At 55.8% G+C, this 20986-nt stretch carries 24 protein-coding genes; 8 read left to right on the top strand and 16 right to left on the bottom strand.

Annotated elements, in window-relative coordinates; all coding sequences use genetic code 11:
• Position 1: 1 nt before the first annotated feature.
• The 3 genes from pgeF to lgt all read right to left on the bottom strand — a co-directional run bounded on the left by pgeF (position 2) and on the right by lgt (position 2870).
• Positions 2-796, bottom strand: a complete 795-nt coding sequence (gene pgeF / locus CUC55_RS19970) for a peptidoglycan editing factor PgeF (RefSeq protein ID WP_103089206.1) — start codon at positions 794-796, stop codon at positions 2-4.
• A gap of 146 nt (positions 797-942) precedes the next feature.
• A complete protein-coding gene (locus tag CUC55_RS19965; RefSeq protein ID WP_067645027.1) occupies positions 943-2043 on the bottom strand; it encodes a class I SAM-dependent methyltransferase in 1101 nt (366 codons plus the stop codon).
• A 14-nt stretch (positions 2044-2057) separates the two neighbouring features.
• Positions 2058-2870 carry a prolipoprotein diacylglyceryl transferase gene (gene lgt / locus CUC55_RS19960; RefSeq protein WP_067645608.1) on the bottom strand — a complete coding sequence of 271 codons (813 nt, stop codon included), beginning with the start codon at positions 2868-2870 and terminating at the stop codon, positions 2058-2060.
• 304 nt (positions 2871-3174) lie between these two features.
• Between lgt and CUC55_RS19955 the strand changes: the two genes are divergently transcribed.
• The 4 genes from CUC55_RS19955 to CUC55_RS19940 all read left to right on the top strand — a co-directional run bounded on the left by CUC55_RS19955 (position 3175) and on the right by CUC55_RS19940 (position 5570).
• Complete coding sequence (locus tag CUC55_RS19955; RefSeq protein WP_067645030.1) at positions 3175-3438, top strand: accessory factor UbiK family protein; 264 nt, start codon at positions 3175-3177, stop codon at positions 3436-3438.
• 453 nt (positions 3439-3891) lie between these two features.
• Complete coding sequence (locus tag CUC55_RS19950) at positions 3892-4392, top strand: type III secretion system chaperone family protein (protein WP_067645033.1); 501 nt, start codon at positions 3892-3894, stop codon at positions 4390-4392.
• A 6-nt stretch (positions 4393-4398) separates the two neighbouring features.
• Entirely contained in the window at positions 4399-5217 is an 819-nt protein-coding gene (gene proC, locus CUC55_RS19945; protein WP_425352895.1) for a pyrroline-5-carboxylate reductase, read from the top strand.
• Positions 5218-5228: 11 nt separating this feature from the next.
• On the top strand, positions 5229-5570 hold the full coding sequence (locus CUC55_RS19940) for a tRNA-binding protein (RefSeq protein ID WP_067645039.1): 342 nt from the start codon (positions 5229-5231) through the stop codon (positions 5568-5570).
• 38 nt (positions 5571-5608) lie between these two features.
• Here CUC55_RS19940 and CUC55_RS19935 read toward each other — a convergent pair whose 3' ends face one another.
• From CUC55_RS19935 to CUC55_RS19915, 5 genes are all read right to left on the bottom strand, one after another.
• Positions 5609-6187, bottom strand: coding sequence for a hypothetical protein (locus CUC55_RS19935; protein WP_067645042.1), 579 nt, complete (start codon positions 6185-6187; stop codon positions 5609-5611).
• 111 nt (positions 6188-6298) lie between these two features.
• Positions 6299-7678 (bottom strand): ATP-binding protein, encoded by a 1380-nt coding sequence (locus CUC55_RS19930; RefSeq protein WP_103088928.1) that lies wholly within the window; start codon positions 7676-7678, stop codon positions 6299-6301.
• Between the two features lie 40 nt (positions 7679-7718).
• The gene (locus CUC55_RS19925; protein WP_067645048.1) at positions 7719-8432 is read right to left on the bottom strand and encodes a response regulator; all 714 of its coding nucleotides are present in this window, start codon (positions 8430-8432) and stop codon (positions 7719-7721) included.
• Between the two features lie 2 nt (positions 8433-8434).
• Entirely contained in the window at positions 8435-8947 is a 513-nt protein-coding gene (locus CUC55_RS19920) for a MarR family winged helix-turn-helix transcriptional regulator (protein ID WP_103088927.1), read from the bottom strand.
• Positions 8948-9167: 220 nt separating this feature from the next.
• Entirely contained in the window at positions 9168-9767 is a 600-nt protein-coding gene (locus CUC55_RS19915; RefSeq protein ID WP_067645053.1) for a DUF1236 domain-containing protein, read from the bottom strand.
• 210 nt (positions 9768-9977) lie between these two features.
• Here CUC55_RS19915 and CUC55_RS19910 point away from each other — a divergent pair, with 210 nt between their 5' ends.
• A complete protein-coding gene (locus CUC55_RS19910) occupies positions 9978-10673 on the top strand; it encodes an MBL fold metallo-hydrolase (RefSeq protein WP_067645055.1) in 696 nt (231 codons plus the stop codon).
• A gap of 141 nt (positions 10674-10814) precedes the next feature.
• Here the strand turns inward: CUC55_RS19910 and CUC55_RS19905 are convergent, their stop codons facing one another.
• Both CUC55_RS19905 and CUC55_RS19900 read right to left on the bottom strand, forming a co-directional pair.
• Positions 10815-11030 carry a cold-shock protein gene (locus CUC55_RS19905; protein WP_042617292.1) on the bottom strand — a complete coding sequence of 72 codons (216 nt, stop codon included), beginning with the start codon at positions 11028-11030 and terminating at the stop codon, positions 10815-10817.
• 436 nt (positions 11031-11466) lie between these two features.
• Entirely contained in the window at positions 11467-12369 is a 903-nt protein-coding gene (locus tag CUC55_RS19900; RefSeq protein ID WP_067645059.1) for a DMT family transporter, read from the bottom strand.
• Between CUC55_RS19900 and CUC55_RS23350 the strand changes: the two genes are divergently transcribed.
• Positions 12368-12502 (top strand): hypothetical protein, encoded by a 135-nt coding sequence (locus CUC55_RS23350; protein ID WP_280940004.1) that lies wholly within the window; start codon positions 12368-12370, stop codon positions 12500-12502. The two genes, CUC55_RS19900 and CUC55_RS23350, sit on opposite strands and share 2 nt — an antisense overlap.
• 495 nt (positions 12503-12997) lie before the next feature.
• Here the strand turns inward: CUC55_RS23350 and CUC55_RS19890 are convergent, their stop codons facing one another.
• Complete coding sequence (locus CUC55_RS19890) at positions 12998-13915, bottom strand: EAL domain-containing protein (RefSeq protein ID WP_103088925.1); 918 nt, start codon at positions 13913-13915, stop codon at positions 12998-13000.
• Positions 13916-14122: 207 nt separating this feature from the next.
• Between CUC55_RS19890 and CUC55_RS19885 the strand changes: the two genes are divergently transcribed.
• A complete protein-coding gene (locus CUC55_RS19885; RefSeq protein ID WP_067645068.1) occupies positions 14123-15325 on the top strand; it encodes a pyridoxal phosphate-dependent aminotransferase in 1203 nt (400 codons plus the stop codon).
• A 49-nt stretch (positions 15326-15374) separates the two neighbouring features.
• Here CUC55_RS19885 and CUC55_RS19880 read toward each other — a convergent pair whose 3' ends face one another.
• On the bottom strand, positions 15375-16481 hold the full coding sequence (locus CUC55_RS19880) for a calcium:cation antiporter (RefSeq protein WP_103088924.1): 1107 nt from the start codon (positions 16479-16481) through the stop codon (positions 15375-15377).
• Between the two features lie 186 nt (positions 16482-16667).
• Here CUC55_RS19880 and CUC55_RS19875 point away from each other — a divergent pair, with 186 nt between their 5' ends.
• Positions 16668-16925, top strand: coding sequence for a DUF2188 domain-containing protein (locus CUC55_RS19875; RefSeq protein WP_067645074.1), 258 nt, complete (start codon positions 16668-16670; stop codon positions 16923-16925).
• 49 nt (positions 16926-16974) lie between these two features.
• Here CUC55_RS19875 and CUC55_RS19870 read toward each other — a convergent pair whose 3' ends face one another.
• The 4 genes from CUC55_RS19870 to trxB form a co-directional block, all read right to left on the bottom strand.
• Entirely contained in the window at positions 16975-18087 is a 1113-nt protein-coding gene (locus CUC55_RS19870; protein WP_067645609.1) for an alkene reductase, read from the bottom strand.
• A 108-nt stretch (positions 18088-18195) separates the two neighbouring features.
• Positions 18196-18486, bottom strand: a complete 291-nt coding sequence (locus CUC55_RS19865; protein WP_067645610.1) for an ArsR/SmtB family transcription factor — start codon at positions 18484-18486, stop codon at positions 18196-18198.
• 589 nt (positions 18487-19075) lie between these two features.
• Complete coding sequence (locus CUC55_RS19860; protein ID WP_103088923.1) at positions 19076-19972, bottom strand: LysR family transcriptional regulator VtlR; 897 nt, start codon at positions 19970-19972, stop codon at positions 19076-19078.
• Positions 19973-19995: 23 nt separating this feature from the next.
• The gene (gene trxB / locus CUC55_RS19855) at positions 19996-20970 is read right to left on the bottom strand and encodes a thioredoxin-disulfide reductase (protein WP_067645080.1); all 975 of its coding nucleotides are present in this window, start codon (positions 20968-20970) and stop codon (positions 19996-19998) included.
• Positions 20971-20986: the final 16 nt, after the last annotated feature.

Raw genomic sequence — 20986 nt, 5'->3', positions numbered from 1 at the left:
ATCAGTTCTCCAGAATTGCTATTGCTGAAATCTGCCGCCCGTAATCCGGTTCGCTGCGATGTGTCGTGCGGCGGAAAGAATAGAAGCTGTCATTATCGGGGTAAGTACAGATACCCAGGTTTNCTGCCGTCACACCCGCAGCCATCAAACGATCCACGGTCAACTGCTTCAGATCGAAAAANGCATGGCCTGCGTTGGGCGAGGACGATAGATAGGCGGCGTGGGCAGGGTTCATCTCTTTCAGACTTTCGACCCGCTCAGGTCCAACTTCGTAGTTTNCCTGGCTGATCGAGGGACCGAGACTGGCAACGATGCGCTTGCGGCTGGCGCCCAGCGCGATCATCGCATCCACGGTGTTTTCAAGAACACCGGAGACGGCACCCTTCCAACCGGCGTGAGCGGCACCAACGACGCCAGCTTGCGCATCTGCAAAGAGGATAGGGCCGCAGTCCGCAGCCAATACGCCAAGGATGATGCCGGATGTGGCGGTGACCATGGCGTCTGCCTGTGGTCTGTCTCCGTCGTATGTGTCATCGACGACGACGACGTCGGGAGAATGCACCTGATGCACGGTCGCCAGTTTTTCCAGTGGCAGACCGAACCAGGCAGCAACGCGGCTTCTGTTTTCCAGAACCGCTTGCCGCTCATCCTGAGAGCCGAGCCCGACGTTCAGGCCGCGGTAAATGCCCTGGGAAACGCCGCCATGACGGGTGAAGAAGCCGTGGCGAATGCGCGGCCCTGTCGATGCGACAAGCAGCGGGCTCTGAAGGGGAAGCGGCAGCGTGTCTTCCTGCATTACGGTATCGATCCTTGGCGATGTCGCTGATTTGAAACGCATATTCGCGAGCGAGTGTTTCCGGTTAAGCGCATCGCGTGGGATGCAGATAGCAGTTTGTTACTGCTTCGATTTCACGCGATGTTGACCAAAGGCCAGCGCCAATGTCAATCCAGCGCGCGGAACGGCAGCAGATGGATGGCCGGGCTGGAGATGGCGAGGACCTTAAATAGCTCACCCATCTTGCCAACACCTTCACCGGCAAGGCGGTTGACGGCTTCGGCAATTTCCAGCGTTTGATCGGGTGTTGCCTTGGCGGCCAGTGCCTGCGCGCGTTCTCTCAACCCCAGACCATGCAGGAAGTCACCTTGTGGCAGGCAGCCGTTGATGTGCACGCCGTTGGCTAGGGCGGTTTTGACGAGGCTGTCGAAATCCACATGGCTGGTGAGGTCCGCTTCGCCGGGATGCGCCAGAACCGGATCGAACTCATGCATGCGCAGCGCCTGCAATGTATCGCCAAAACCGGAAACGGTGTGGCCGTAGTCTATGATGACTGCGGTGCCACCATTGATCTTGATCCGATGGGCAATGGCGGCCATAACCGCTTCGCGGGCAGGGGAGTATTCGAAGATCGTTCCAGGCGCCTGGCGCTCCGGCAAAGGCGGCAGCAAATCCGGATCGATGCTGGCGAGACCTGTGGCGAAAACGAGTTCGTCTTCGGTATCCAGCGCTACGACCCTCTCGCGGAAACCCTGCGGGGTTTTTACGAATTGCCGGATAGGAATGGCGTCGAACAGCTCGTTTGCGGCAATCAGCAGGAAGCCGGGCGGAACATCGTCAAAGCTCTCGTGCCAGCCGATCTTGTCGCCGTGGCTGGCAAGGGTTTCTTGCTGTGTCTCGGTCAATCGCGGACTGGTCTCCACCAGATGGACACTCATGCTTTCATAAAGCGGTGGTGCGATGCGCTGGATGACCCGCAGCATATCCGCCATCATGGTGCCGCGTCCCGGACCGATTTCCACGAGGCGGGCATTGGCCGGTGTACCGTGTCTTTGCCAGGCGTGAACGATGAAGACGCCGAGCATTTCGCCAAACAACTGGCTGACTTCGGGCGCAGTTACGAAATCGCCGGTGCGGCCGAAAGGCTGTCTGGTTTTATAATAGCCGTGTTCGGGATCTGCGAGGCAGAGCGCAAAGAAGTCCGTCACACTCATCGGGCCGTTGAGGCGTATGAGGGATTTGATACGGCGTGCGAGCGGTGTCGGCATGGTATTTTACCCGGTTACGATGACAAAGCAGCGCGACGCGCCCGTACAATTGCCCACACGCCTAGAAGGAACATAGGTGTCGATAGAACCATGCCCATGGTCAACCAGTTCCCGGCCAGATATCCGATCTGCGCATCCGGTTCACGGAAGAACTCCACGAATATTCTGGAAAGCGCATAACCGCAGACGAAAACGCCAGTGATCAGTCCCGGGCTTTTCAGTGCCTTGAAGCCATAGATAAGGATTGCGAGAACGATCAGCAATACGATGCCCTCGAGACCAGCCTCGTAGAGCTGGCTCGGGTGACGGGCAAAAGGACCGCCCGTCGGGAAAACGACCGCCCAGGGAACATCGGTCAGACGGCCCCACAATTCGCCATTGATAAAGTTGGCGACGCGACCGAACAAAAGACCGAGTGGTGCGACCGCAGCGATGATGTCGAACATGCTCCAGACGGGAATGCCATTGCGACGCGCAAACAGCACCATCGCCACCGTCGTGCCGATCAGCCCGCCGTGGAAGGACATGCCGCCGTTCCAGATTTGCAAGGCACGTACCGGGTTTTCGATAACGGCACCCATATCGTAAAAGAGAATGTAGCCTATGCGACCGCCCAGAACGATACCGGCAGCGGCCCATACGATAAAGTCGTCCAGATGAACGGGCGTTATCGGCGATTTTTCGTGTGGCCACAAACGATCTGAAAGGCTCAGCTGACGCGCGTAATACCAGCCCAGCATGATGCCGAAGACATAGGCAATGCCATACCAATGGATTGGAAGCGGCCCTATGTGGATCGCCACCGGATCGATATTGGGAAACGGCATGATCGAAAACTGGGCGATGGGTGCAAACAATTCGATATTCCATGATTATTGCGCTTGGAGGTCGGAATGTCGGTGCGGCCAATTATCCATTGGATTTACAAANTATTCTTTNCCCGGAGCGGGAAANTGGCGACTGAAAAGGGTGCGGTCAAGGCGATTCTTTGACACTGTGATGACGGTCTCGTGCGGACGTGCCTAGGAGCCGGTCCTTATTTNGCTTGCAACCGCAATAGCGAGTGCCTACCTGAATAACATGAACCGAAAGGCGCCTTGCCTTTTCCACCACTGACGAGGACATCGCACCATGAGTACGACAGGCACAAACCGTATTTTCGATGAATTCGCAAAGCTGATGACGGACGCAGCAGGTGCCGCTCAGGGTATGCGCAAGGAAGTCGAAACCGCTTTTCATGCGCAGGCCGAGCGTTGGCTCAATAGCCTCGATCTGGTCAAGCGTGAGGAATTCGAAGTCGTGCGCGAGATGGCAATTCAGGCTCGTGACGAAAACGACGCCTTGCGCGCGCGCATCGAAGCGCTTGAGGCGAAGCTCTCCACCCCCGCCTCCTGACAGGCTACAAANGCTTTNGATTCTCATGCCGGACCCTCTCAAGGGTCCGGCATTTTTCGTTTTTGTCTCATTTCGAAGCAGTTTGCACCGCAGTGGGGATTCGGAAGCCGCAAGCAAGCAATTTCATTCAGTTTTTTTNAACGTCTGTGGAAACACTCGAAAAACATAATCGGCAGAGTCGGTTATGACTCACAACTGAGGTTTCGTACGAGGAGATATACACAGTTCTGATTGCAAAAACGGGACGTTGGGGGTGGCGCGGGGACTCGCTCGTTATACACTGATTTNCAATGATGATTCGAAACGAACTCCGTAAGCTCCAGACATGTTTACTGCGTTATTCTGGCGGCGTCGGGCATCATCCTGAAGTATTGTAACCCGGCATTTGCGTGTGCGTTTTTTGTACCTTTGCGTGCGAAACAGAACATTCATTTCCGGCTGAGAAGGTGCCGTATGAGCCTAATGGAATTTGAAGTCGAGCGTCACTCCAACCCGGTCGATATGATCGAGTTCGTTGCCGCGTCTAACGACTGGTCGTTCGAACGCTCCGGCGAAGATGAAATTGCCATGACGGTCGAAGGCCGTTGGGCGGATTATCATGTTTCGTTTTCATGGATGGAGCAGTTTGAAGCGCTGCACCTGGCCTGTGCTTTCGATATTAAAATTGCCGATCATCGCGTCAATGAGGTCATTCGTCTGTTGGCGCATGTCAACGGTCAGACGTTGATGGGCCATTTCGATCTGTGGCGTCAGGAAGACGTGATCATCTTCCGTCAGTCTCTGTTGCTGGCGGGTGGTGCAGAACCGACGAACCAGCAGGTGGAAGTGCTTCTCTCCAGCGCGCTTGAAGCCTGCGAACAGTATTTCCAGGCATTCCAATTCGTCGTCTGGTCCGGCATGGAAGCCAAGGCGGCCATGGAAGCCGCGTTGTTCGAGACTGTTGGGGAAGCCTGAGCCATGATGTCTCTTGCATCGTGTCCGCTCGTTCTCATCGGCGCCGGCAATATGGGCGGCGCTTTGCTTTCAGGCTGGCTGAAGAGGGGTGTGCCGGGCGCATCGATCATCGTCATCGACCCCNGACCCTCGGATACGATGATGGGGTTGATGTCAGAAGCGGGTGCGACGCACCTGACCGAAGCACCGAAGAATGACACGACTGCCGGTATTTNGTTTCTTGCCGTGAAACCTCAGTTGATGGATGCGGTCCTGCCGCCCNTAAAGCCGTTGATCGGACCGCAGACCGTCGTCGTGTCCATCGCAGCGGGCAAGACGCTGGCTGGTATCGAGGCCTATCTGGGCAAGACCGCTGCTATCCGCGCCATGCCGAACACGCCAGCGATGGTGGGGCGCGGTGTGACGGGTGCCTACGCGAATGAAACGGTGTCCGAGCCGCAACGGTCGCTTGTCGAAACTCTGCTGAAAGTCAGCGGTCCTGTCGAATGGGTAGCGACGGAGGCCGATATCGATGCGGTGACCGCTCTGTCCGGAAGCGGTCCTGCTTATGTGTTTTATCTCGTAGAATGCATGGCGGAGGCAGGCCGCAAATGTGGCTTGCCGGCGGACCTCGCCATGCGTCTCGCACGGGAAACCGTCGCCGGGGCTGGTGAATTGCTTCATCAGTCCCCGGACGAGGCATCGCGTTTGCGCAAGAATGTAACGTCTCCCGGTGGTACGACAGCAGCAGCTCTGTCTGTTCTGATGGATGACAATGGCATGCAGCCGCTTTTCGACAAGGCAATCGCTGCTGCGAAAAAACGCGCCGAAGAATTGGCTGTTTAAAGAGGGCGGCGATGAGCGAGCAGATCACTTACGTCGACTTCGAAAAAGTCGATATTCGCGTCGGCACTATCATAGAAGCGGAAGCCTTCCCAGAAGCGCGCAAACCCGCTTTCAAGATCAAGATCGATTTCGGCCCAGAGATCGGCATCAAGAAATCATCGGCGCAGATTACCGTTCACTACACGTTGGAGACGCTGGTTGGGCGACAGGTTCTGTCCGTTGTCAATTTTCCGCCGCGCCAGATCGGGCCATTTCGCTCTGAAGTGCTGACGCTTGGCTTTGCCGATAAGGACGGAGCCATCGTTCTCGCCAGTGTAGAACAGGCCGTTCCCAATGGCGAGAAGATGTGCTGAACCCATAGGGTCAGCGTGTAAAGGCTGCATGATCGTGCTTACGCTGCCACCTTTTTCTCGATGGTGGCAGCAGTAAGGAAAGGCGTTGTTGCCGTCGATTCAATCGCTTTGAACTCGACCTCTTTTGCCTTGAGAATGATTTCAACGCCGTGATCGACGTCTTTGTCCTCAAGAAAGAACTGCTTGAAGCCAGCTGTTGACGCCGAATTGGACAGGCCGGTGAGGATCGCAGTGACAACGCCGATAGGGATCGCTACGATGCCTCCAACTTCGGTTTTTATAGTAATATCAACCGCCAGCTTTACGATGTCCCAGCCGCATTCGTTCAAAACCTCTTCCACGCCATCAATGAAGCCACGGTAATTGTTGGGAGCGGATTGAAAGATGCGACCGTCTTCGGTCATGGCGACGACTTTCCACCAGTCACGGCCTGTCGTCAGGAAGCCGGTGTTGTATTCTACAATCAATTTTTCTTCGGGCGACGTACCATTGGGGACGTTCAGCCATTCCTTGCTGTGATTGTACTCATCACTGTATTTGTGGACGATACCAACGCTTGCCAGTTTAACACCGGTTTCGTTTTTGATGCGGACAGTCGTGAACTTTTTGGTTGCCATCTCAATCTCCTTTGCAACTTATAGTAATAGGCCGTGCAAAGTTCTAATATTCCGTTAATGTGGGATTGGGATTGGCTGTAGTCTTGCTCTGTTACGTTAATCTATTGATTGTTATGCTGGAATCTTGACGATGACGCGCAGCCCGCCCAGCGGGCTGTCATCCAATGTCACATCACCGCCGTGGCTTCGGGCAATGTCGAGCACGATGGACAGACCTAGCCCGGTGCCTGACGCGTTGAGATTGCGTGCTTCGTCAAGACGATAAAACGGCTTGAAAACGTCCTCACGCGATTCCCGTGGAATGCCTGGCCCGTCATCATCGAAGACGAGCGTGATGGATTTGGGAGCCTTGCGTATGTCCACGGCCAGCGTGCTGGCATAGCGATGGGCATTGGCTACGAGATTTCCGATCAAGCGTGCAAAAGCGTTGGGACGAACGGAAAGCTCGTCAACACCGTTCAACTGGTAGCTCAATGTTTTGCCGCACATCTGGAAATCGTTGCTGAAGCGTACGAAGAGAGGGCTAAGCTCCAGCTTTCCGACCGACTCTTCCGCATCGTCCCGCGCAAAGGCAAGATAGGCTTCCAGCATGGACTGCATGTCGTCCACGTCCTTGTCGAGGCCTTCCAGATCCGGGTTGTCGCCCGCCAGCGCCAATTGAAGCTTGAAGCGGGTGAGGATGGTGCGCAGGTCATGGCTGACGCCGTTGAGCATGGCTGTGCGCTGTTCCATCTGTCGTTCTATGCGCTCACGCATCAGAATGAAGGCGAGACCGGCGCGGCGCACTTCATCTGCGCCTCTGGGCGAATAGTTGGTTATCTTCTGGCCACGCCCGAAACTTTCCGCCGCTTTCGCTAGCGATAGAATAGGCCTGATCTGACCGCGCAGGAACAAAATGGAAATTCCAAGCAGTACCAACGAGGCTCCGCCCATCCAGACGAGGAAGATATGGGTGTTGGAGGCGTAAGCCTGACTGCGGCGGGTAAAGACCCGCAACGTCTTGTTTNCCAGCTGGATGCGGATTTCGACCAACGCGCCGTTTCCGAATGTATCGATCCAGAATGGCTTGCCGATCTGCTGCTGGATCTGGTCGGCAAGGATGGAGTCGAGAATGGAAAACAGCGGCTGCGGGCGCGCTTCCGGAAGCTCCTGCTTCGGCTCAATGTAGACGCTGAGATCAAGCCTGTCACGAGCGATGCGGATCACCCGCTGATAGTCGTCTTCCTCGGGGTCTGTTTCCAGCAACTCGATGACGGCGGCGATATCGCGGGTGACAGCGGCAGACAGCCGTTCCGTCACCATCTGCCAGTGGCGTTCCATGAACACGGCTGCAACGACGATCTGCAACAGAACCATCGGCAGGATGATGATGAGAAGCGACCGCGTGTAGAGCCCTGTCGGCAGCCAGTGGCGAAGCCAGCGGGCCGAAAAGCGCCAAGCCNGGGCGGGGNCGGTGTCTCTCACAGCAGTCATGAAATCCCGGCTCGCCATTGTCCTGCCTACTCGAATGCGCGTGCGCGGTGCACGACTGTTAGTCGACGCTCAGACGGTAACCGATGCCACGCACGGTCTGCAAATAAACAGGGTTTGCGGGGTCGTCCTCGATCTTGCGACGCAGGCGATTGATCTGAACGTCGATAGTACGCTCTCCAACCTCCGCATCCGCCTCCACAAGTTCGTGGCGGGGAATGGTTTCACCAGCGCGCAGTGCGAACAGCAGCATGATTTCCTGCTCACGATCCGTGAGCCGGATGACTTCGGCAGCTCGACGCAATTCCTTGCGTGGAACCGAGAAGTTATAGGGGCCGAAGATGATCTGCTCGATTTTTGGCGTATCGGGAGACGTGTTGCGTCTGAGAATATTGTTGATGCGCAGCACCAGTTCCCGCGGATCGAAGGGTTTGGCGAGGTAATCGTCTGCGCCCGCTTCAAGACCGGCAATTCGTGCATCCGCTTCGGAGCGCGCTGTCAGGAGAAGAACCGGAACGGACTTGTTTTCATTGAGGGAGCGGGTGAGCGACAGGCCGTTTTCGCCGGGCATCATCACATCGAGGATGAGGAGATCGAACCGTATGCCCTCCATCTTGCGGCGTGCTTCGGCAGCATCCGCCGCTGCGGTGATGCGGTAACCCTTGTCGCCCAGGAAACGCTGGAGAAGATCGCGAATACGCGCATCGTCATCAACAATCAGCAGGTGAGGGGCGTCATCTTCGGCCAATGGCTGTTTCGTCGCGGTGCTTGGCATCGTTACTCCTTCGCCTCGATCACGGGGCCATCGGTTGCAGGATCACGCATGCGTGCCAGAAACTCGCGAACGCAGGCCCGCGCCTCCGGCTGCATGGCTTCAAGGGCGCGGTCGATGCGCCGTGATTGCGGGTCGCTCAGCGCCAGCGCCAGTTCGCGGCCGGTCAGGGTGGGATAAAGCCGGCGCTGGCGGCGGTCTTCCGGCCCGGCCATCTGGCGAATATATCCGTCGTCGATCAGTTGTTTCAACACGCGCGCCAAACTCTGCTTGGTGATCTGCAGAGTTTCCAGCAGGTCGGCGACCGTCATGCCCGGCTGGCGGCAGACGAAATAAACGACCCGGTGGTGTGCCCTGCCGTAATCCAGCTTGGACAGAATGACATCCGGGTCGGAGACGAAATCCCGATACGCAAAGAAGAATGCCTCGATCGTGTCGAAGTCGATCTTGCCGTCATCGACGTGCGGAAGAGCCGGAGTTTGTTTGACGGCGGCCTTTTTCATCGACTGGGCAGGCACTGTCGTTCCTTATTTTGCTCATCCACGAGGTGGTGCTTCTTACATAACGCTGAGACACTACCCGAAAATATGGCAAACGGGAGCATGAAGGCGATCATTTNCTATTGCGTTCGATAATATGACGTCGTTTGGACTTCAATATGATTATGTAACCGTGCGGCTTTAAACGCAAAAAGAGCGCGGACATGCCGCGCTCCTTCTTCAGATATGTACCAAGTGATTAATCGTATACGTAAACGATCCGACGTGTTTCAGGTTCTACGAGAACAGCGCGATCATTGACGCGAACATATCGATACTCGTAGTCCGGGACTTCCATCATCTGCGCGCCAGCAGGCACGGTTGAACCGATGACCACATCGCCATCGATGCTGATGGTTTCGCCGGGATGCTGATCGATGTAGGTCATCACGTTTTCTGGCGGGTCAACTTCACCAACACGACCAAGATTTGGATCGCCGGGGTTGGGTTCAGCCTGCGCGCTGGATGTCTTTTCATATGTTACCACAGGCACGTTGACGTCCGCACGACGCTCACGCAGAATGACGGGTGCGCCTTCGTACATCACATTGAGATAATCGGCATTTGCCCAGCCCCGAAGGCCATTTACCTCAATGCGGCACCATGCGCTGCCGTCGATACATCCATCGAGAACCGCATCGCTGCCACGGGTGGCAAGACCCACTTCCGGGTAGTCCTCACCAGGACCTGACCGCACGGAGAGATCAGAGGCCGTGGTCGCAACCATCGCTGCGTTCGCATATCCAGCCATCAACGCAAACGCGCCACCGGCAATCATAAGTTTCAGCTTCTTGTCCATTGTCTCGCTCCTTTGAAGACTGGGGCAAGAACGCGTGAGTGACCTGTCTGTTCCCGTTTTCGTGATCGCTAACATTTGGAGGCACAGCTGAGCGCACCTCGAAGGCGTGTTTTTNAACTTAAAACCTCTGTCCATCTCACGGGCTTTGTTGTGCCGCCAAGCCTGCCCATTTATAGAAGGTCGGTGTTTTATCAATGGAAGGAAGAGATCATGGGCAAGTTACAAGCGGGGATCGTTCCCGTGACGCCGTTTCAGCAGAACTGCACCATTCTCTTCGATGAAGATACAAAGGAAGGCGTGGTCGTCGATCCCGGTGGCGATGTGGATGTGATCATCCAGACGGTGACTGAGAACGGCATCAAGCTAAAGGAAATATGGCTGACGCACGGGCACCTTGACCATGCCGGTGGTGCCAAGCAGATGAAAGAAAAACTCTCGCTGCCGATCATCGGCCCGCATGAGGATGACAAGCCACTTCTGGAGCGCATCAAGATGCAGGCCGAGAAATACGGCATCACCGGCCTTCAAAACGTCCTGCCGGATCGATGGTTGAAGGATGGCGATACCGTTTCTTTCGGCGATCATCACTTCGAGGTCCTTCATTGCCCCGGCCACGCACCGGGCCACGTCATCTACTACAACCGCGCACAAGCCTTTGCCCATGTGGGCGACGTTCTATTCAGCGGCTCTATCGGTCGCACCGACCTTCCCGGTGGCAACCATGAGCAATTGCTGGCCTCCATCCGCGACAAGGTCTTGCCGCTGGGCGACGAAGTAGGCTTCATATGCGGCCATGGACCCGGCGGGCGCATCGGTGAAGAGCGTCGGACCAACCCGTATTTGCAGGGGATTTATGCGGATCAGAAAAGCGGGATGGCTGAAGGAGCCAGCAAAACAGCGGAGTAACGCGTTATGTTTGAGTCTCTGGGGTCGCGATCGGGCCGATTTCCAGAAGCAAGCCCATTAACTGTACGTCTAGCTGCCACCAAAACCAAAAAAACCCGGCATTCCTGCCGGGCTTCAACGAGAAGAGAAAGTCGTCAGGGGTTAGCCATCAATCTGCAGATTGACTGCTTTCGGTCCCTTGCCGCGACGATCCGGTTCAGTGTCGAAGCTCACTTTCTGGTTTTCTGAGAGAGCGGACAGGCCAGAAGCCTGTACGGCAGAGATGTGAACAAAGATATCGGCGCCACCATTGTCTGGCTTGATGAAGCCGAAGCCCTTGTCGGTATTGAAAAATTTAACGGTGCCAGTCTCGGCCATGCATCAGGTCCTTTTCGCTCTGCCCGTGTTCAGCTCCAGGCAGCATTGCAGTTTTGCCCGCAAGGGCGTACGGCAGGCAGTTTTTGATAATTGAGAAAGTGAACCATCGCGTGGAAAGCTTTTGACGTTCTGCTCAACGTTATTTTGTCCCCGCCGCTCGGAGTATTATATCCCCGATGCATTTGTTTATAGGCCTTCCCATGCTCGCAAATTGCCCGAACTGCAACAGATTGCTGTGTTTATTTTAAATTGGCAAGCAAAAGTTTTCACGGTTTTTNCACGCTTCGCAGGGTGCTACGAAACGTTTGGGGCAGGGCAGGCAGAATTTTTCTCACGGTCCCGCTGTCGGGAAACGAAATCATCGTTGGCGAGGCTATTTTACGGCTATTTTCGCGTGAAANGAGTACGATCGCTTTCGCTAAAAAAGGTCGGATGCTTATATATTGGCCGTGACGCGGCTGTTGCGCCTTTTGGACAGCTCCGGAACCAGTTCAACCAACAGTATAGCAGCAAAAATGATGGCGCAGCCGATATATCCTGCCGCTGGAATTGTTTCCTGAAGGAATATAGCAGCAAAAAGCGCGCCGAACAGGGCTTCCGACGACAAAAAGATCGCTGCCTGTGGCGCTGTTGTATAGCGCTGACCAATAACCTGAAGTACGAAGGCCAGCCCTGATGACACCAGTCCGACATAGAGGATTTCGGTGATGGAGGATGCGATGGCGTGGTAGTTGATCGGCTCGATGACCGCTCCAATCAGCATGGCGAGTACGGCACACACCGCAAACTGTGTGCATGACAGTGCAAGCGGTCGGTTGCTCTGCATGACGTAGCGTCCGGCAAGGGTAATCTGTATGGCCCAGAAGAAGGCGCAGATTATGCTCAGCATATCTCCGGTCGTGAGGCGCGTGACGGCACCGCCGGATAGCAGATATATGCCGAGAAGCATCATCAGCGCCCCCGGCCATACCACCCAGTGCGGGTGGCGGCGGTAGATGATGACGGCAATGACCGGTACAAAGATGACGTAAAGTGCCGTCAGAAAGCTGGAATTGGTGACCGACGTCGTCAGCAGGCCGACCTGCTGCGTGGTGGCACCCATGAACAGCGCCAGGCCAACAAGAATGAAAGCCCTGAATTCGCCACGGCTTGGCGGCGCCTTCATGCGTCGGGTTTCCATCATCGCAAAGGGCAGGACGGCCAGAGCCGCGATGGCGAAGCGCAGACCAACGAACCAGAAAGGTCCTATCGTATCCATCGCGGTCGATTGCGCGACGAACCCTCCACCCCAGATCGCGGCGGCGAGCAAGAGAACAAGGTTGGCCTGAATGCGTGTCATGGAATCACCAAATGCAAAAGGCTTGCGCTTTGCGCGACCTTACGACCGAGACTGGGTTGGATTTGGCGATATGCCGGTTTCGGCGTTGCTCTACCAGCAAAGCACCAAGGCGGCAAGGCAGGCGCGTGGTTGATCAGTCGCGGCGGTGACGCGCGGAGGATTCCTGGATGCTGTTCATTGTGAGAACGATACCGCCGATTGCCATGGTCACAAAGCCGGCCACCACAAGAACGATGACGAAAATGCGGTCGGAGGCTTTCGAAATGGGAGCCGATGCTATGGAAGACGTATGGATATAATCGACGGCTTCGGACGCGTGGGCAGACGTCACCAATCCCGCCGCCATAGTAATGATCACAACGAGCGCTGCGAGTGCCATCCACGCCGAAAAANGCATCCGTTGTGCTCTCAGCCGGTCTGCCGATTTCCGATCATTGAGAAACATTGTTCCGGTCCCTTTTCCGTCTTTCTCGTCAGCTTTACGGTGTGTCGCGACGCATTATTCCTGCTTCGTGCGACATGCCATAAANGGGGCTCTGAAGTGGACGTCTTCTGGACCGAATTCAGACAGTCCGGCGTATTTATTGTGGCGATATAAAGGCGCCGGTTAACGCCCGTTAAACAAGGGTCAAATGCCGCGTTTTCCGAAGGTGCGGACGGGCTTTAACCCGCGTGGTTCAAGTGCCGGGGTAGAATGTGTCTGCCCATCGGGCAGTGTCCTGAAANGGCTGGAGCGGGGCGTTCCGAGCAGTTCTGGAAAACGCTCGTTGAAGCTTGTGGGCGCGAGTTCTGGTTTGGCCAGCGCATAGCCCTGCATGAGGGCGACGCCGAGATCCAGGCACAACTCGATTTCCCGTTCGTCCTCCAGCGCTTCGAACACCGGTTCGATGCCCTCACGCGCAAACTGTTCAACGATAACGCGGATGAGGGCGGCACCTGCGGAGTTTTTGATGAAGTGTCGCGCCCATGCGGCTTCGAACTTGACGTAATCTGGCTTGATGAGCTTGACGCGCTCTATGTCGGAATCGCCCGCGCCATAATCGGCAATGGCAACGCGGAAACCCATGGCGCGCATGTGACCGGCAAAATCAGCCACCAGCCGTGTGTCGGAGGCATTCTTTNCAGCGATTTCGCAGACGATCCGGTCCGGGGACATGCCCGCCTCATGGGCTGAAAGCCGCATGCGCTCCACTTCCTGGCGCATCTTGGCCGGGGTGCGAAACAAGCCGGGATGAAAGTTGACGAAGATGCGGGCGCGCGATCGTTCCAGCGCGCCTGTATTGAGAATGTGGATGGTGCGCAGGATGCTATCTATCGCCTCGATGTCATCGGGGCGCACCTGTGCGAAAAGTTGGGCTGGCGAAACCAGCTCCGTGCCTTGATAGGGCCGGACCAGACCTTCGAACGAGTCGATATCGAAGCGTCCATCCGACAAACGGCGGAAAATAGGTTGAAGCGCGGATTTGAGCGAATAGGGCGCGTAGGTCGTAGACCACGAGCCATCGTCTTCACGCACGAGATTCGAAAAANTGCTTTTCGGTGCCATGGCGTCTTATCCGGAAATAACCCCTACCTCCGGTAGCATAACATGCAAANCATTACGAGCTAGTTAAGCATATGTTAAAATATGCCATTGGTACCATTTNCATGGCATCTACCCTTGAAACCCGGTACGTCTTTCGACATACCACTTGGCGCAGAAGGCGACAGTCGCAAACTTCTGCCGATGTCAATTTCAATAGGACCGATAAAAATGGCCTTCCTTGCCGACATTCTCTCCCGCGTAAAGCCCTCCGCCACCATCGCCGTTTCTCAGAAAGCCCGTGAATTGCAGGCGCAGGGCCGTGATGTGATTGGCCTTGGCGCAGGCGAGCCGGATTTCGATACGCCTGACAATATCAAGGAAGCCGCCATTGCCGCGATCAACGCAGGCAAAACGAAATACACGCCGATTTCGGGCATTCCCGAACTGCGCAAGGCGATTGCCGAAAAGTTCAAGCGCGAGAACGGTCTGGACTACAAGCCGGAGCAGACAATCGTCGGCACCGGTGGAAAGCAGATTCTTTTCAACGCTTTCATGGCAACGCTTAACCCCGGCGACGAAGTTGTTATCCCGACACCTTACTGGGTCAGCTACCCGGAAATGGTATCGATTTGCGGTGGCACGCCGGTTTTCGTCCACACCACGCTGGAAGGAAAGTTCAAGCTGACGGCAGAGGCGCTGGAAAAGGCGATCACACCGAAGACCAAGTGGTTCCTGTTCAACTCGCCGTCCAACCCATCGGGCGCTGCCTACAGCCACGACGAGCTGAAGGCGCTGACCGATGTTCTGGTCAAGCACCCGCATGTCTGGGTGTTGACCGATGACATGTATGAGCACCTGACCTATGGCGACTTCAAGTTCGTGACGCCTGTGGAAGTCGAGCCTTCGCTCTATGACCGCACGCTGACCATGAATGGCGTGTCCAAGGCCTATGCAATGACCGGCTGGCGCATCGGCTACGCGGCTGGCCCGTTGCAGCTCATCAAGGCCATGGACATGATCCAGGGTCAGCAGACGTCTGGCGCGACGTCCATTGCACAGTGGGCTGCTGTGGAAGCGCTGAACGGTACCCAGGATTTCATTCCGGCCAACAAGAAAATCTTCGAAGGCCGTCGTGATCTGGTTGTTTCCATGCTGAACCAGGCAAACGGCATCAATTGCCCAATGCCGGAAGGTGCGTTTTACGTCTATCCATCCTGCGCCGGACTGATCGGCAAGACCGCGCCGTCCGGCAAGGTTATCGAGACGGATGAGGACTTCGTGACCGAGCTTCTGGAAACCGAAGGCGTTGCCGTCGTTCACGGTTCCGCTTTCGGCCTCGGCCCCAACTTCCGCATTTCCTATGCGACATCGGAGAAGTTGCTGGAAGAAGCCTGCAACCGTATTCAGCGCTTCTGCGCAAATTGCCGTTAAGCATTGATTGAACAAAGAAAAGCCCGGCAGAGATGCCGGGCTTTGTGGTTTAAAGACCCAGAAACAACAGCATCACGAAGGTCGCGAACAGAATGAAGTGGGTCATGCCTTCGATGGCGTTCGTTTCGCCATCGTTCAGATTGATTGCCGCAGCAACCAGCGTGATGAACACCATGACCGTCTGAACTGGTGTCATGGCCATGATGAAAGGCTGGCCGGTGTAGAGCGCAATGCCTTCCATCACCGGCACGGTCAGAATGACGGTGGAGAGGGACGCACCCATGGCGATGTTGACGACCGATTGCATGCGGTTGCGCATCGCAGATCGCATCGCGGTCATGATCTCGGGTGCGGCCGAAATGGTGGCGACGACAACGGCCATCAGGGCCACAGGCGCGCCGCTGCCCTCCAGCCCGAAGCTCAGAAATGCGGACATGAACTCGGCTAGAACGCCGATCAGCACCACGCCGACAAGGATCACGCCGATGGAATAGGATGCGGGGCGGCCTTCTTCTTCATCGACACTCTTTTCTGCTCCAGTCACTTTGCGTTCNGCGCGGGNATAACTGTAGCTGAAAAAGTAGCTGTGCGGCCCAACCTGCATTTNGAGGAACAGAGCATACAGCGCAATCATCGCGCCGATGGTGAACATGGAGTAATAGTGCCACTTCGCCTCGGGAATGAATTCCGGCACGATCATCGAGATGCCCATGGCGGTCAGGATCATCACCACGTAGGTGCGAGCGGAATCGTCATTATAGGGCTGTTCACCGTGACGAAGCCCGCCAAGCAGCGCGGCAATGCCGAGAATGCCGTTGATATCGATCATGACGGCCGAATAGATCGTATCGCGCACAAGTGTCGGCGAGGTCGACTCGCTCATGATGATGGCAAGGATCAGCACCTCCACGGCCACTGCAGAGAGCGTCAGGATCATCGTGCCATAGGGGTCGCCAACCTTGTGGGCCAGAATCTCGGCATGATGCGCCACCCGCATTGACACGAGAATGATCACGCCGATCAATGCTGCGGCAACAACGAAAGACATCGTCTTGCCCTGGGCCATCAGCGCGTGCTCGGCCATATAGGCTGCAACGGCGATGGGCACGGCAGCCAGCAACATGCGCTCCTGTTTCAGCGTGGAAACAACTGACATTTTCGCCCTTCCGTATCATGCGATGCTTGTTTGTAGCGTTAGACCAAGATGCGGAGTTTGCACATTGATCGTTTTGGGGAGATAGTGGTTTCAAGGACATGGCGACACAGCCGCATTACCGTCCTTCAAATGCACGTTTGCGGCAAAGGTTGCCATGTTTCTTCCATGTATCAGGAGGAAGTGTGCATGACCAAAGTGGTGTATGAGATTGTGGAGCATGATGGCGGCTGGGCCTACCGGATGGACGGTGCCTATTCGGAGACATTCCCCACGCATTCCGATGCTCTGCAAGCCGCCCGCATCGCCGCCGCCGAACAGCAGGTCGGCGACGAAGACACGGAAATCAACTATCAGGATAAATCCGGTCGCTGGCACGAAGAGTACAGCCAGGGCGGTGACAGGCCGGAGGCGGAGGTGGTGGATATTGCTGCCGCCCAAAAATAATGGCAAAANGACGCGCCCTCGTTGAAGAGCGCGCCTTTCGATTTCATATTCAGCCCAAGGCGGGATAGTCAGTATATCCCTCTGCGCCGCCGCCGTAAAAGGTCTGCTGGTTTGGCTCGTTGAGAGCCGCGTTTTCCTTCAGACGGTGCACAAGATCAGGGTTGGAAATGAAGGCCTTGCCGAAGGCGACTGCATCGACCTTGCCACTTTCAGTTGCCGCAATCGCGCTGTCGCGGTCATAACCATTGTTGGCGATCCAGAGACCCTTGCCTCCTGCATTGGTGTAGGCGGCTTTCAGTGCGTCATAGTCAAACGGCTTGTCACCCTGTTTGAAATCACGCGGGCCGCCTGTCGCGCCTTCGATCACGTGGACGAAGGCAAGGCCACGGCCGCCGAGTTCGCTGGCGACGTAGTCGAACAAAGGCTGTGGATCTGCTTCGAAAATGTCGTTGGCGGGCGTAACGGGAGACAGGCGGATGCCGGTGCGACCAGCGCCGATTTCCTTTGTTACGGTGTCGACGACTTCCAGCAGGAAGCGTGCGCGGTTTTCAATGGAGCCGCCATAGGCATCCGTGCGCTGGTTGGTGCCGGACTTCAGGAACTGGTCGATCAGGTATCCGTTAGCGGCGTGAATTTCGACGCCGTCAAACCCGGCATCTATGGCTGCACGGGCACCGGTGCGGTAATCTTCCAGAATGACGGGGATTTCCTGCAGCGAGATTTCCCGTGGCTCGGATGTTTCTGCGAAGCTGCCTGTGCCGTCATCATTGATGATGTAGGTCTTGGAGTTTGCCTTGATAGGCGACGGAGCAACCGGCTGTCCGCCATGCGGTTGGAGCGAGGTGTGCGAGATGCGACCGACATGCCAGATCTGTGCGACGATCTTGCCGCCAGCCTTGTGGACGCTATCGGTAACGGCTTTCCAGCCATCGATGGCTTCCTGCTTGTACAGGCCGGGAACGTCGGCATAACCCTGGCCCTGTTGTGAAACGGGCGTGCCTTCCGTGACGATGAGGCCGGCACTGGCGCGCTGCTCATAATAGGCTGCGTTCAGATTGTTGGGAATTGCGCCCGGCGAACGGTTGCGGGTCAGAGGTGCCATAACGATACGGTTCGCCAGTGCGATATCGCCTGCCTGGGCCGGTTCGAAAAGTTTTGTCATGGGAATTGGCTTTCTCTTCTGGTTGATAGAGAGCGCTTGAAGTGCGCCTGTTTTAGATCGGAGCATCGTGTTTTCCGAAAACCGCTTCACACTTTTCGGGTCGATGCTCTAAAGCTTCTGGTTCAGATAGGCGAGAAACGTCGCGATGTTGTCCTCGTCGCGCTCGTAGAAGTTCCATTGTCCAACCTTGCGCGACCGCACCAATCCTGCAGCCTGCAAAGCCGCGAGGTGGGAAGAGACTGTCGATTGCGACAGGCCACTGATTTCAAATTGGTGCGCGCATACACCCATGGTAAATGGATGCGCCTGATTGAAATGCTGGTCCGGCTCTTTGAGCCATTCGAGGAATTTCAATCGCACCGGATGAGCAATGGCCTTCAGGGCGTCTTCATGGTTCATGTTGTTTCCGTATATCTGTCCATAACGATATTTATATCGATAAANCTCGATATCAAGGGCTGCTGCAAATTTGATTTTGGCCCGGNNNNAAAAAAAGGCCGCTGGATTTCTCCGCGGCCTGACAGTTTNGAAGGTCATGACCTCCAGAGGGGAACAGCTGACCGGTGCGGGAGCACCCGCGTCAGCTTCATTGAATATGGAAATCTGCGCCAATCTTAGCAAGGGCGTTTTGTTTAATAAACGTAAGGACCCGAGAAAAATATTGCGGGTAAAAAANGAGGGCCACCGGATTGCTCCAGGGCCCTTATAAGTGTGAAGGTTAAAAAANCCTCCAGAGGGGAACAGCTGACGCGGCGGAACTGGGAGGAAAAGCCGCCGTGTGCATCAGCTATGTGCGATATGTTGCTTTTTNGGGCAGTAAACAACTCTTTTTNGTGCAGGTCAGCCGTGCGCTGGGCGCATCACTGAGAATTACAGTTATATTTATTTCGCAAATCTGCCCGCAGACCATCGTAAACAGTGATTTCAACCTGTTTGTTAAGTGTCTGTTTTTNAAATATTTTTACAGTTCTTCACACCTATTAGCGTGTCAGAAATTCCAGTTGCGAGCTTTGGCAACTACGAAATCGCGGAAGACTTTCAGCTTAGCTGCATTCTTCAATTCGTCCGGATAGCAAAAATAGGTATCGAATGAAGGAATATCTGCGGGCAGGGACAGTTGTATCAGGCCCGGATCACGGCCAACAATGTAGTCAGGCAGGCAGGCTATGCCGATTCCCAGCAGGCAGGCCCGCTTGATGGAGGTCTGGCTGTTGATCTGCAAATGCGCGATGCGGGTGTTATCGGACGAGCGTCCGGCATTTNCCAGCCAGTTCACGTCGAGAAGGTAATTCGGGGCCGGCTCTCCAAACGAGATGACCTTGTGGTTATCCAGATCCTCGATCGACTGTGGCTCGCCGTAGCGATTGATATAGGACGGGGCCGCATAGACGTGCATATGCACGGTGAACAGCTTGCGCTGGATGAGATCAGATTGTTGCGGCTGGCGCAGACGGATGGCGCAATCCGCATGCCGCATGTTCACGTCGATTTCTTCATTGTCGAGAATAAGCTGGATCGACATATCAGGGTAAAGCTGGAGGAACTCCTGCACCTTGTCCGTCAGCCACCCTTGGCCGAGGCCGACCGTGGTGGTGACGCGCAGCTTGCCGCTTGGCTTTTCCGTCGTTTCCGTCAGTTGCATCTTGACGGTTTCGAGCTTCAACAGAACGTCATGCGCGGTTCTATATAGCAATTCACCCTGTTCCGTCAGAATAAGGCCGCGCGCGTGGCGGTGAAACAGCTTCACACCGACATCCTGTTCCAGTGCGCTGACCTGACGGCTGATGGCCGACTGGGACAAATGCAGCTTGTCTGCCGCGTGGGTGAAGGAGCCAGCTTCGGCAGCCGCATGGAATATGCGCAGTTTGTCCCAGTCCAATGGCATAGGCATGCGGTGTTTAGCCCTTCTTATTCAGCGGCAATGGCAAGCGGGGCTTGCGCTGCGAGAAAACGTTCCACCTCAAGCGCGGCCATGCAGCCCATGCCAGCAGCGGTGATGGCCTGCCGGTATGTATCATCTGTCACGTCGCCTGCCGCAAATATTCCCTCGACATCGGTCGCCGTCGAATCGGGTGCAGTCCACATATAGCCGTTCGGCTTCAACTTTACCTTGTCTTTAAACAGCTCCACCGCTGGCGCATGACCAATGGCCACAAATACACCGTGGATCGGCATATCTGTAATTTCACCGGTATTCGTATTGCGGATTTTTGCGCCGGTTACCGACGGCGGCATGGGGTGTTTGGCAGGCGTACCGGTAATCTCGGCAATTTCGCTGTTCCAGACAATATTCACATTTTCCTTCGCGAAAATGCGTTCCTGAAGGATTTTCTCGGACCGGAAGCTGTCGCGACGATGCACGACCGTGACCGACTTGGCGATGTTGGACAGGTAGAGCGCTTCTTCCACGGCCGAGTTGCCGCCACCAACGACGATCACGTCCCTGTTGCGATAGAAGAAACCATCGCAGGTGGCGCAGGCGGAAACGCCGAAACCCTGAAACTGCTGCTCGCTCTCGATGCCCAGCCACTTCGCTTTCGCGCCCGTGCATATGATCAGCGTGTCTGCGGTCCAGACCGCGCCGGAGTCGGTCTTTACCGTAAAGGGACGACGCGTTGTTTCGACGTCCGTCACCAGATCGTTGACGATCTCAGCGCCGACATGCGTTGCCTGCTTCAGCATCTGGTCCATCAGAAACGGCCCCTGGATTGGATCGGCGTAACCAGGATAGTTTTCCACATCGGTGGTGATCATCAACTGGCCGCCCTGTTCCATGCCGGCAATGAGAACTGGTTCAAGCATGGCGCGCGCNGCATAAATCGCGGCGGTGTAGCCAGCGGGGCCGGAGCCGATGATCAGGACCTTGGTATGGCGGGCAGACATGGAACGTTCCTTTCAA

The organism is Agrobacterium bohemicum, assembly GCF_002896715.1.
Lineage (GTDB): Bacteria > Pseudomonadota > Alphaproteobacteria > Rhizobiales > Rhizobiaceae > Agrobacterium > Agrobacterium bohemicum.
Note: the sequence above shows the minus strand (reverse complement) of the source record. Positions and strands in the feature narration are given on the sequence as shown.

Bases quoted from the DNA above. Each gene is read 5' to 3' on its own strand.
- CUC55_RS19965 (WP_067645027.1), bottom strand. From the start codon at position 2,043: ATGCCGACACCGCTCGCACGCCGTATCAAATCCCTCATACGCCTCAAC.
- lgt (WP_067645608.1), bottom strand. From the start codon at position 2,870: ATGCCGTTTCCCAATATCGATCCGGTGGCGATCCACATAGGGCCGCTT.
- CUC55_RS19955 (WP_067645030.1), top strand. From the start codon at position 3,175: ATGAGTACGACAGGCACAAACCGTATTTTCGATGAATTCGCAAAGCTG.
- CUC55_RS19950 (WP_067645033.1), top strand. From the start codon at position 3,892: ATGAGCCTAATGGAATTTGAAGTCGAGCGTCACTCCAACCCGGTCGAT.
- CUC55_RS19940 (WP_067645039.1), top strand. From the start codon at position 5,229: ATGAGCGAGCAGATCACTTACGTCGACTTCGAAAAAGTCGATATTCGC.
- CUC55_RS19935 (WP_067645042.1), bottom strand. From the start codon at position 6,187: ATGGCAACCAAAAAGTTCACGACTGTCCGCATCAAAAACGAAACCGGT.
- CUC55_RS19925 (WP_067645048.1), bottom strand. From the start codon at position 8,432: ATGCCAAGCACCGCGACGAAACAGCCATTGGCCGAAGATGACGCCCCT.
- CUC55_RS19915 (WP_067645053.1), bottom strand. From the start codon at position 9,767: ATGGACAAGAAGCTGAAACTTATGATTGCCGGTGGCGCGTTTGCGTTG.
- CUC55_RS19910 (WP_067645055.1), top strand. From the start codon at position 9,978: ATGGGCAAGTTACAAGCGGGGATCGTTCCCGTGACGCCGTTTCAGCAG.
- CUC55_RS19905 (WP_042617292.1), bottom strand. From the start codon at position 11,030: ATGGCCGAGACTGGCACCGTTAAATTTTTCAATACCGACAAGGGCTTC.
- CUC55_RS23350 (WP_280940004.1), top strand. From the start codon at position 12,368: ATGGAATCACCAAATGCAAAAGGCTTGCGCTTTGCGCGACCTTACGAC.
- CUC55_RS19900 (WP_067645059.1), bottom strand. From the start codon at position 12,369: ATGACACGCATTCAGGCCAACCTTGTTCTCTTGCTCGCCGCCGCGATC.
- CUC55_RS19885 (WP_067645068.1), top strand. From the start codon at position 14,123: ATGGCCTTCCTTGCCGACATTCTCTCCCGCGTAAAGCCCTCCGCCACC.
- CUC55_RS19875 (WP_067645074.1), top strand. From the start codon at position 16,668: ATGACCAAAGTGGTGTATGAGATTGTGGAGCATGATGGCGGCTGGGCC.
- CUC55_RS19870 (WP_067645609.1), bottom strand. From the start codon at position 18,087: ATGACAAAACTTTTCGAACCGGCCCAGGCAGGCGATATCGCACTGGCG.
- CUC55_RS19865 (WP_067645610.1), bottom strand. From the start codon at position 18,486: ATGAACCATGAAGACGCCCTGAAGGCCATTGCTCATCCGGTGCGATTG.